Consider the following 10,261-nt stretch of genomic DNA (forward strand, 5'->3'; position numbering starts at 1 on the left):
CTCTAACTCTTTGTTTGATCGCGTGATTCAGACCTCCGGCGAGTCCGCCTCCGGTCATCACGCTCTAACGCCCGCGGACGGAACGGAGGAAACGAAAATGCCCGGTATACTCGACGGAAAAGTCGCCCTGGTGACCGGCGGCGGCAACGGCATCGGCCGAGCGACGGCGCTGGCCATGGCGCGTGAGGGCGCCCGTGTGGCCGTCGCCGATTTCGAGGCGGATTCAGCCCGCGAAACCGTGGCCCTGATCAACGGTGCCGGCGGACAGGCGATCTCCCTGTCCGGCGACGTCACCAACACCGCCCAGGTCAAGGCCATGCTGGACGGCGTCATCGCCGCCTACGGCAAGATCAACTGCGCCTTCAACAACGCCGGCATCGCCGGCCACCAGGTCGACGCCACCGGCCAACTGACCCACGAATGGTCGGAGAAATCCTTCGACCGCATGATCGAGGTCAACCTGAAGGGCGTCTGGCTGTGCATGAAGCACGAGATCCCGCTGATGCTCGCGGCCGGGGGCGGGGCGATCGTCAACACCGCCTCCATCGCCGGATTGCTGGGGCTGCGGACGTCCAGCGCCTATGTCGCTGCCAAGCATGGTGTGATCGGCCTGACCAAGTCCGCCGCGGTGGAATATGCCCAGGACAATTTGCGGGTGAATGCGGTTTGCCCCGGCTACATCGTCACCCGCATGACCGGCCCGACCCGTGAGTCGCCACGCGTCGATGCGGTCCTGGCGCGCACGCCGATGCGCCGCTTCGGCGAACCCGGGGAAATCGCCGAAACGGTGGTGTGGCTGTGCTCCGACCGGGCCAGCTACGTTACCGGTGCGGCGTACGAGGTCGATGGCGGCATGACCGCGAGCTGACCTATTTGGCGGGTTCGCCGGCCCAGAAGGGATCCGGGTCGCCGGTCAGCGGCTTTATGGTGCCGGCCAGAATGGCTACGACCATGGCACGCACCTGGTCGTAGCCGGGCGGCTCCAGAAAGTACTTGTACGGCCGAACCACGGATTGGCCATCGGCGCGCTGCTCGGTGGTATCGAGGTGATAGACCACCGTTCCGTATGGGATGGTGCCGTTTTCCCGCCAACGTTCGTTGGTCGCGCTATCGGATTGTACGACGATCAGGTGACGGGCCTGTCCCGCCTCGTCCAGCGGCTGAAACAGGAAACGCAGGCTATCGTCGCCGCCGGTCTCAAATGTCTGCTGCGCGACCAGCGTGTGCTTTGGGCCGGTGACATGGTCGCGCACGAACGCGATCTGCGATCGTATCTGGGGGTCCGTCGCGCTTTGCCAGGCCGCGTGCAGCGATTGGATGTCGAGGTCGCAGTCCTCGGTGTCGCCCGCGGCCTGGTCTACCTGAACCATCATCTCCCAGATCTGAAACGAGGCTGGACGCAGTTTGATCAGCCGCTTCACAAACGGTTTGGCCGATCGCCAGTCACCGTCCTGCAAATCGATCTGGCTGGCGGCGAACAGGGCCTGGGTCGGGTCGGGCGGGTTGGCGGCGATGATGGCGTCGAGCGCGTGCAAGGCTTCCTGGCGTTTGCCATCGTGCAGCAGGGCCATCGCCTGATCCTGGGTCATCGGCGGATCGGCGGCGCGCGCGAGACCGGGCGGCAGCAGCAGGGCCGCGATCAACAGCCAATGTCGTGCGAGCACGTCTATCCCCCGGCCTTGAGTCACGTTCGGCTCGAGGCCGTTCGGAATCATACGCGACGGTTCGTTTGGCGCGATAGAGAAAAATCGATGGCACCGCGACGGCTTCGCGGGCACCTGGGCCGGGCGGAAATGTTGCAAAATCCAATCATGCCGGCTACGGTCGCCAGTAATGACCGGGCGAGGGGGGGCGTCTCCACCCTTGTGCCAGCAGTCAAAAAAGGGGCACGCCATGTCACGTCTTGTCCGTTTATTTTCGGCTATTGTCCCAATTTTAGTCGTGCTGGCAACGCCCGGATGTGTCGCGGCCGATCCGCTCTCGCCAACCGATACGACACAGGGCTGGGACAGCGGCAGCCGAGCGGCATGGTATATGACGTCGCAGGGGTCGCGCCTGATACCGCGGGTCTGGCTGGATAATCTGGAGCAGCCCGATAGTACCGGAATGTTCCTCGATCCGGCCTATATCAGCACGTTCCGCTACCTGCCCAATCAGGCGGTCGCCGGCGAAACGACGGACCCGGCCTGTCCCTACGACACGGCGCTGCCGCTTGGCTTCACCATCGACTGCCAGTCCGACAAGAATTTGACGGGCACCCGGTTGCAATGGGCGTCCAACCAATCCGACAAGGAACCCTGGGTCGGGATGAATTGTTCGGCGTGCCACACGACGCAGATGACCTACAAGGGCACGACGTTCCGGGCGGATGGCGGCCCCTCGCTCGCCGACTTCCAGTCCTTTACCGCGCAACTGGCGCTTGCGGTGCACGAAACCGCCCCCCCGGGGCCGAAATTCGACCGTTTCGCGGCCCGCGTCCTCGGCGCCAAGGCAACGCCGGCCGATCGCGCCACGCTTAAGGTGGCCCTCGACAAGTGGAACGCCTGGAACGACAAGCTGAACACCCTGAACGACCCGGACCAGGACGATCCGGTGCATCGTATCCCGGCCTATGGCTTCGGGCGGCTCGATGCGATCGGCCACATCTACAACAAGGTCTCGCTGCTTGCGACGCCGGCCAGTATCGCCCATCAGCGGGCCAATCCATCGGATGCGCCCACAAGCTATCCGTTCCTGTGGAATGTGCCCCAGTTGGACAGGGTGGAATGGAACGGGATCGCCGTGAACTCGGTGGCCGCCGGCGTGCATTATGGGGCGCTCGGTCGAAACACGGGCGAGGTTATCGGCGTGTTCGGCGATGTCGGCATCAAGAAGAACCCTGGCCTTGGCGGCTATGCGTCCAGCGTCCGCGTCAAGACGCTGGATGACATGGAAGCCCAGTTGGAGAAGCTGAAACCGCCGGTATGGCCGGCGGCGTTCGGCGCCATCGATCCGAAACTGGCCGACACCGGGCGGCAATTGTTCGCCAAGGATTGCGCCGGTTGCCACACCGTGCCGACCAAGCCGCAAGGCGACTTGACCGAGACGTTCACCACCACGCTGCAACCGGTTTTCCCTGTGGCCGGCACGAATCAGCACGGCAGCGGGACCGATTTCTGGATGGCGTGCAATGCGGTGATGGACTCGGCCAGCAGCGGCCTGTTCACTGGGAACAAGGCAAATGTGGTCCTCGGCGCGCCCATCCAGGACCCGTCCGCCAATCTGGTGTTGCTGACCAATGCTGTGACCGGCGTGCTGGCCAACAACAAATGGACGGTCGCCAGCCTGGTGATTTTCCGCTCGCAGGGATTGCCGCCGCCGGTGCAGATCAACCGGGCGGCCGGGGTCGATCCGAAGAAGGCGCGGGCTGACGCCTGCGTGAATTTCAAGGATGATCCGACGGACCCGAAAATGGTCTACAAGGGCCGGCCGCTGCAGGGCATCTGGGCGACGGCGCCCTATCTGCACGATGGTTCGGTGCCCAATCTGTGGGAAATGCTGCTGCCCCCCGCGCAGCGGAGCAAGACATTCTACCTGGGCACGCGGGAGTTCGATCCGAAGAACGTCGGCTACGAAACGGCCAAATCAGGCGATAACAGCTTCCTGTTCGACACCAGCCTGCCGGGCAATTCGAACGCCGGGCATGATTACAACAACGCCGGACTGACCGATGCGGATCGTTGGGCGTTGGTCGAATACATGAAGACGCTGTAGCGGGGGCGCCTGGCTTTATGCGACGAGTGGTGCCGCGTTCGGATCGCGTGGCGCGGCGAATTTGATCACGCTGTTGTTCGGGCCTCCGGTTCGGTCGAACACCACGTAGTGGCCGGCGAGCAGCGGCAGTCCGAGGATCGACTGACCCGGATGCGGAGCGCCGCCGTTGATCAGGCCGGCGGTGGCGGTTCCCGCGCCGTAGCCGTCGAACTGCCAGTAATCCTTTGGTTGTACTGTCAGGGTCACCGAGGTGCCCCCGGGGCCTTGCAGAACCAACCCCAGTGCCGGCCATCGGATCAGATCGAGCTTCGTCTGATCGAAGCCGGGCGCTTGCAGCGCCGAACCGAACGTCGGATCGACCGCGTTGAACAGGCCGATGACCTGCTGGTACAATGCCGGATCAAGCATCAGCCCGCTGTTGCCGCTGTCGATGAACGAATTGGATGCCGCCGCGCCTCCGGGTGGCGTGGGCGCCACGGGGATTGTCCGGCCGCCGACCTGGATCGCGGTCAGATTGGTGTTGTAATACGCCTCATGCACCACGGCGACCGAGGTGAAATCGCCGGTGTAGAGGTCGGTGTATTCCTCGCCGCCGCCAAGCACGAAAACGCCGGTGTTGAGGCGGTCGGCCATGGCGCTGTCCGCCGCCTTGCTGGCGATCGACCGCTGGATCGCGAAGGCGAATTTGTTGGCGGCCTGGCCCGCCGCCACAAGCTGGTCGAGATAGGGCGGCAGGGTGCCGGCGGACTGCCCTTGTCCGAGTTGCGCTGCAGTATAACGATTGTCCCAGGTGTTCCCCGGCATCGTGCTGGCGGCGTTGAGTGCCGGGTAACCCAGCCCCAGGATCCCGTCGGCGTTGCCGAACAAAAACGGTTTGATATTGTAGACCACCCCCAGATTGGCCTGCGGCACCGCCATTGCGACGCCGGCTGCGTCCGGCGGCGATCCGATCCGGGTCCGCACCACGGCCGCGATAAAGGTGCCATCCTGGAAACTGCCGTTCTGCAATAGCTGTGTCGTGGTGGCCGCCTGGTCCGCACTCGGGTCGTAGGGATCGAGGTTCACCGCTGTCATGCTGCTGCCGGTATCCAGCAGGACGTTGACCGGCACGGCGGGCGTGCCCACGGAAAGCGCCAGGGTAAAGGCGTTGCCGGTGACCGTATTGGTGATCGGAATCCGCGCCGGATCCGCCATTCTGACCCCGCTTGCTCGACGACAAGAGTTGGTGGACCGTATCGGAAACCCGGTTAGACGTCAAAAATATTGGGGACCTGTACCGAACGGTGTCGGCGGGTCAGGCCTGTCGGGCCAGCTTGCGCGCCAGTAGCCAGCCGGGGATCGCCGAGACGGGGGCGCCCGGCAACAGCAGAAGCCAGCCCCAGGGCTGGCCGTTGACGATCAGGTCCAGGCCGATGCCCAGCATCATGCCGCCGATCAGGCTGCCCATGACGCCCGCGGAAACGCCGAGCCAGATGATATCGCTGCGTGTGACCATGGGGCGGGTTGCTAACGATGGCGGGAATGTTTGACAAGCCGCCATCCGCGCGCCTATACGCCCCGCTCTTCACGGCCGGGAACGTGGACGGACCTTCGGGGTCCGCGCCCGTCTATTGGTATGCGACCAATGGGCCTACCGGTGCAACAACAGGACGAAAGGGCCAAACGCGCCCATGACTAAACGCGCCGAATCGAAATACAAGATCAATCGCCGCCTGGGTATCAACCTGTGGGGCCGGCCCAAATCGCCCGTCAACAAGCGTGAATACGGCCCCGGCCAGCACGGCCAGCGCCGCAAGAAGCCGACCGATTTCGGCACCCAGTTGATGGCGAAGCAGAAGCTGAAGGGCTACTACGGCAACATCAGCGAGAAGCAGTTCCGGAAGTACTATGAGGAAGCCGTGCGTCGTAAGGGCGATACCTCGGAGAACCTGATTGAGATCCTGGAACGCCGGCTGGATGCGGTGACCTATCGGTTGAAGTTCGCCGTTACCCCGTTCGCGGCTCGGCAGTTCGTGTCGCACGGGCATTTGCTGGTGAACGGCAAGCGGGTGAACATCCCGTCCTATCTGGTCAAGGACAACGACACGATCGAGGTGAAGGAAAAATCCAAGCAACTCGCCGTGGTGCTGGACGCGACGCAGAGCAGCGAACGCGACGTTCCGGAGTATCTGGAAGTCGACCATCGCGCCATGAAGGGCCGGTTCGCCCGCGCCCCGAAACTGTCAGATGTGCCGTATCCGGTGCAGATGGAACCGAACCTGGTGGTCGAGTTCTACTCGCGCTGATCCCGGGCTTGTTCGACGCCGCCGTCTGTTCCTCTCGCGGGGGATAGGCGGCGGCGTTTTGCGTTGGGGGCAACCTCTCACCGTCATGACCGGGCGTGTCCCGGTCGTCTGCGCACCGGCGGATGGTCCTGACAGACGCCCCTCAGCGCCACGGCCCACGCCGCCGTCTGAATGTCGTCGACGACACGATCTCACACCCATCTAGCTGTGGCGGCACCGGCTGGTCCGCTGCGGGCGTTCCCCTGATATCCAGCCGTCGCAGTGCTGTCAGTCCGGCCAGCGGGGTCAGATCGGCGATTGCCGTGTCCCCCAGTTCCAAGACGCGCAGCTTTGTCAGTCCCCGCAGCGGCGAAAGATCGGTCACCTTGGTGCTGGACAGTTGCAGGCTCTCCAACCCCGGCAGACTGGCCAGCGGCCGCAGATCCGCCACCGCGGTGCCGCCCAGATCGAGCCGCGTCAACCCGGTCAGCCCAGCCAACGGCACAATATCGGCGACAAGACTGCCGGTCAGGAACAGACTGCCCAGCCGCCTCAGCCCGGCCAGAGGCGCCACCTGCGCGACCGGCGTGAACGACAGGATCAGGCTTTCCAACGCCGTTAACCCGGCTAGCGGCGTAACATCAGCCACCCGCGTCAACCGCAGCCCGAGCACCCGCAACCGCGTCAGACCCGCCAGCGGAGTCAGGTCGTTGATCGGCGTACGGGTCAGGAACAGCCGCTCGGCACCGGTCAGTGAGGCAAGATCCGGCAGGTCAGCCAACATCACCCGCTCAAGCCGGACCTCCGAACCAGACTGCTCCACGTCACGCCCCGATTTCGTTCCCGATCAGTCTAGGAACAGATCGCGCAGCCGGTCCATCGCGCGCCCATCAGGCCGCCCGCATCTCCTTGAAGAAGTCCGTCATCCCGGCGCTGAGCAGGTTTGCCTCGCGTAGCAGGGCGTCGGACGCTTCATGCAGTTCGGTGACCGATCGCGTGGTGGCGTCTGCGGCCTGCGCCACGCCGGCGATGTTGGTCGAGACATCCTTCGTGCTGCTCGCCGCCTGGTTGATGTTGCGCGCGATCTCCTGCGTCGTCGCACCCTGCTGTTCCATCGCCACGGCGATATCGGTGGAGATGACACGCATATCCGCGACCGTCTTGCCGATGCCGGAGATCGCGTGGGCCAGCCGGGTGGTTTCTGCCTGGATGCCGTTGATCTGCTGCTGGATCTCCGCTGTGGCCTTGGTCGTCTGGTTGGCGAGCGTCTTGACCTCGCTCGCCACCACGGCGAAGCCCTTGCCGGCCTCACCGGCGCGCGCCGCCTCGATCGTGGCATTCAGCGCCAGCAGGTTGGTCTGGCTGGCGATGTCCTGGATCACCTGCACGATGTCGCCGATCTTCTGCGAGGCGTCGGACAGGCCGCGCATCGTCTCGCTGGTCCGGTTCGATTCGGCGACCGACCGTTCGGCGACTTCCGTCGAGCGCGTGACCTGCTGGGTGACGGCGCTGACCGCGGCGGAAAGCTCCTCGGCGGCGCTGGCGATGGTCTGCACGTTGCCGGTGGTGTCGTTGGCTGCCTGATTGACCACATCGACCTGGCTGCGGCTTTGCTGCGCCATCGTCGCCAGGCTGCCGGCATGCGACTGAACGCTTTGCGCCGCACGCGCCACGGTTTCGACCACTTGCGTGGTCCGGCCTTGGAATTCACTGATCACCCGCTCGATCGTTTCTTGCCGGCGCAGTTTTGCGGCCTGGGCGGCATTTTGTTCCGTCGCCAGTTCGTTGACCTTCCGCCGGTTGACCTTGAACACTTCCAGTGCCTGGGCGAGGTGGCCGATTTCGTGCCTGTCGTCCAGGTACGGCACCTCGACATTCAGGTCGCCGCCGGTCAGTTGCGCCATGCGTTCGGTGATCAGCGACAGCGGACGGCTGATGCTGCGGCCGACAAGGTAACAAAGGCCGATGCCAAGGATCAGCGTCGCCCCGGCCAGAAGGGCAAAGGTCCAGACGACACGGTCGAAAATGGTGTCCACGTCGTCGATGTAGATCCCGGTGCCGACGGCCCAATCCCATGGTTCGAACGGTGCGGTGTAGGACAGTTTGGGGATGGCCGTGCTAACGTCGCTGGCCGATGTGCCGCCCGATCGCGGATTGCGGTAATAGACATAGCCGCCGCCGCGCTGCGCCGCCTCGATCTGGCCGCGAACGGTGTAGACGCCGTCCGGGTCTGTCGTGTCGATGCGGTTCTTTCCCTCCAGCCTGCGGTCGATATGCAGCACGGTGGTGCCGTCATAGCCCTGGATAAAGAAATATGTGTTGTTTCCGAAACGTAAATGCCACAGCTCGTCACGTGCGCCCTTTTGCGCCTGTTCCTGGGTCAACTGTCCGGAGACTTCTTTTTGATGCCATCCGTCGATGACGCCGGATGCCACCTGCACCAGGTTTTTCAATTCTTCCTTGCGGTCCTGCAGCAGGCCGCTGTGTACCTCGGAAAGCCCCAGCCATGTCACGACCCCGAGCGCGAGTAGCAGCAGCGGAATGAACAGCATGGAACGCTGTGAAATTGAGAAGCGATTCACCAAGACAACTCCCTTTCGATGGGATGGCGGACGCCCGCATGAACCGGCCGGCGATCATGCTGGGGTCCGTCGGATGTCCTGGTGCGGACGCTATCGCTAATGTATTGCCAAATCATTAACCCGGCCCGCCATGCGGATGGTCGCCATCGCCGCTGCCGGGATGATGAAGCCGGTCGGGGCGTGCCGGCCGAACAGCCGCGCCGCGGTGCCCGCATCCAGCCCGAGATCGGCGACGCAGGCCTCGACCGCATCCTGATAGACCTGGTTGACCCCGGTGGATTCCAGCAGGTGCCGTTGTTCGTCGGTAACGGAATTTCCGCCGTTCTGATAGCGGTATCCGCTGTCGGAGCCATGCAGCCCCGGCAGATCGTAGATGGTGGGCTGCGGCGGGTAGATGATCTGGTGAGTCGCCAGACCGTCGAGTTGCCCGTGCTCACCCCAATCGGTCACCGCGTTGTCGGCATAGAGTTGCGACAGGCCGAGGCGCGCGAACAGGGCACGTGCCGCCGTCACCGGTTCCTTGCTCGCCTCATAAACATAATGCGTGACCGGGACACCATGGCGTTGCGCGTAGCTGCGCACCCGGTTTACATTCAGCGCGGAAACGACGTAATGCGCCACCAAGGTGTCGGCGGACCGGAGTGCCGTGAGTTTTTTCAGCCACGACGCCAGCGATCGTTCCGGATCGCGTTCCAGCACGATCAGGTGCAGCTTGCTGGGGGGATAGCCGGCCTCGATCAGGACTTGCAGAGGAATGAACAGGCTCTCCCCCAGGGTATAGGGTCCTTGAGTCTCTTTGGTGAAAATCCGGGGATGCTGCTGGGTAGAGGGCAAAATCCACGGCTCCGGCCGCTGGCCGGCGAAGGTGGTGCGAAGCATCGATTTGACCGGCTGATAGTAGGACGGGAATCCGGCCAGGCCGAACATGTTGTTCAGCGCGGTGGACCCGACGCGCGCCTTGCCCCAGGCGCAATAATGCATCGGGAAATCGTCTTCCTTCAGTCCGCGGAATCCTTCGGCGAGACGCGCGGTGACGCTGGCGCAGGCGTCGTCGAGCGCGATACCGGACAGTTGCAGACGTCCATCGGGTGGAAGCCACATAGAGGAAATGCTTGGATCTTCATCCCGCACCAAGTCCGCGAAATTCTTCAGTGCGGTTTGTTTCGTCGCATGCATGAGTATTGATCTCCTCCGTTTGGGATATAACGAGATCAACTTGCGGCAAAGTTCTTAACAACAGGTTAATTTTCGCGCCCTGTTCTGGCGGCGTTCGCGTTTTTATCCACTCCCTGTCGTGGTGAGCGTGGGTTCACTGTCCAGGTCTTTGGTTGTAAAGTAAAAGGTGTGGATACCGACATTCGTTGGTATGACGGGGTGGTTGGTGGCGGCTGAATCGGGCTTAAGCGGGCCGGTATTATCGAACCATGGCTCGATTATTGTTTGTGCGTATTAAATGGTTCTGGACTCGCCGCTGGGCTTATATGGGTGACCGTTGACGTTGACATGTTGGTCTTGTTTTGGGCCAGCGAAGTGCAGGGTATCTGGTCCGGTATCTTACTGGGGCGGATGGCCCGGACTTCGCCCTAGGCCATGCTGGGATGTAATTTCGTTGCCGGATTGAGCGAAAAACGGCTTGCCCGACGCGGCGGGGGTACGATTCGC

The 10,261-nt window shown here is 63.3% G+C and carries 9 protein-coding genes; 3 read left to right on the plus strand and 6 right to left on the minus strand.

Annotated features, from left to right (window positions below; translation table 11 throughout):
* The first annotated feature begins 97 nt into the window (after positions 1 to 97).
* Positions 98 to 868 (plus strand): glucose 1-dehydrogenase, encoded by a 771-nt coding sequence (locus tag GSQ89_RS10220; protein WP_158924662.1) that lies wholly within the window; start codon positions 98 to 100, stop codon positions 866 to 868.
* A gap of 1 nt (position 869) precedes the next feature.
* Here GSQ89_RS10220 and GSQ89_RS10225 read toward each other — a convergent pair whose 3' ends face one another.
* Positions 870 to 1,664 carry a M48 family metallopeptidase gene (locus GSQ89_RS10225; RefSeq protein WP_158924664.1) on the minus strand — a complete coding sequence of 265 codons (795 nt, stop codon included), beginning with the start codon at positions 1,662 to 1,664 and terminating at the stop codon, positions 870 to 872.
* Between the two features lie 229 nt (positions 1,665 to 1,893).
* On the opposite strand from GSQ89_RS10225, the gene GSQ89_RS10230 reads away from it, so the two are divergent.
* Positions 1,894 to 3,753, plus strand: a complete 1,860-nt coding sequence (locus GSQ89_RS10230; protein ID WP_158924666.1) for a di-heme-cytochrome C peroxidase — start codon at positions 1,894 to 1,896, stop codon at positions 3,751 to 3,753.
* 15 nt (positions 3,754 to 3,768) lie between these two features.
* Here GSQ89_RS10230 and GSQ89_RS10235 read toward each other — a convergent pair whose 3' ends face one another.
* Together GSQ89_RS10235 and GSQ89_RS10240 are read right to left on the minus strand one after the other, a co-directional pair.
* Positions 3,769 to 4,947, minus strand: a complete 1,179-nt coding sequence (locus GSQ89_RS10235) for a pepsin-like aspartic protease (protein WP_158924668.1) — start codon at positions 4,945 to 4,947, stop codon at positions 3,769 to 3,771.
* Positions 4,948 to 5,047: 100 nt separating this feature from the next.
* Positions 5,048 to 5,248 (minus strand): hypothetical protein, encoded by a 201-nt coding sequence (locus GSQ89_RS10240; RefSeq protein WP_158924670.1) that lies wholly within the window; start codon positions 5,246 to 5,248, stop codon positions 5,048 to 5,050.
* 175 nt (positions 5,249 to 5,423) lie between these two features.
* On the opposite strand from GSQ89_RS10240, the gene rpsD reads away from it, so the two are divergent.
* A complete protein-coding gene (gene rpsD / locus GSQ89_RS10245; RefSeq protein WP_158924677.1) occupies positions 5,424 to 6,038 on the plus strand; it encodes a 30S ribosomal protein S4 in 615 nt (204 codons plus the stop codon).
* 142 nt (positions 6,039 to 6,180) lie between these two features.
* On the opposite strand, the gene GSQ89_RS10250 is transcribed toward rpsD, so the two are convergent.
* The 3 genes from GSQ89_RS10250 to GSQ89_RS10260 all read right to left on the minus strand — a co-directional run bounded on the left by GSQ89_RS10250 (position 6,181) and on the right by GSQ89_RS10260 (position 9,775).
* Positions 6,181 to 6,840: a leucine-rich repeat domain-containing protein gene (locus tag GSQ89_RS10250; RefSeq protein ID WP_216856100.1), complete on the minus strand. Its 660-nt coding sequence runs from the start codon at positions 6,838 to 6,840 to the stop codon at positions 6,181 to 6,183.
* Between the two features lie 67 nt (positions 6,841 to 6,907).
* Positions 6,908 to 8,599, minus strand: coding sequence for a methyl-accepting chemotaxis protein (locus GSQ89_RS10255; protein ID WP_254073151.1), 1,692 nt, complete (start codon positions 8,597 to 8,599; stop codon positions 6,908 to 6,910).
* Between the two features lie 96 nt (positions 8,600 to 8,695).
* On the minus strand, positions 8,696 to 9,775 hold the full coding sequence (locus GSQ89_RS10260) for a sulfotransferase family protein (RefSeq protein WP_216856101.1): 1,080 nt from the start codon (positions 9,773 to 9,775) through the stop codon (positions 8,696 to 8,698).
* Positions 9,776 to 10,261: the final 486 nt, after the last annotated feature.

Origin of the sequence: Acidisphaera sp. S103 (assembly GCF_009765975.1) — a bacterium.
GTDB lineage: Bacteria > Pseudomonadota > Alphaproteobacteria > Acetobacterales > Acetobacteraceae > Rhodopila.

What these genes read in the sequence shown, in the direction of transcription:
- GSQ89_RS10230 (WP_158924666.1), top strand. Translation starts at nt 1,894, where the DNA reads ATGTCACGTCTTGTCCGTTTATTTTCGGCTATTGTCCCAATTTTAGTC.
- rpsD (WP_158924677.1), top strand. Translation starts at nt 5,424, where the DNA reads ATGACTAAACGCGCCGAATCGAAATACAAGATCAATCGCCGCCTGGGT.
- GSQ89_RS10235 (WP_158924668.1), bottom strand. Translation starts at nt 4,947, where the DNA reads ATGGCGGATCCGGCGCGGATTCCGATCACCAATACGGTCACCGGCAAC.
- GSQ89_RS10220 (WP_158924662.1), top strand. Translation starts at nt 98, where the DNA reads ATGCCCGGTATACTCGACGGAAAAGTCGCCCTGGTGACCGGCGGCGGC.
- GSQ89_RS10240 (WP_158924670.1), bottom strand. Translation starts at nt 5,248, where the DNA reads ATGGTCACACGCAGCGATATCATCTGGCTCGGCGTTTCCGCGGGCGTC.
- GSQ89_RS10260 (WP_216856101.1), bottom strand. Translation starts at nt 9,775, where the DNA reads ATGCATGCGACGAAACAAACCGCACTGAAGAATTTCGCGGACTTGGTG.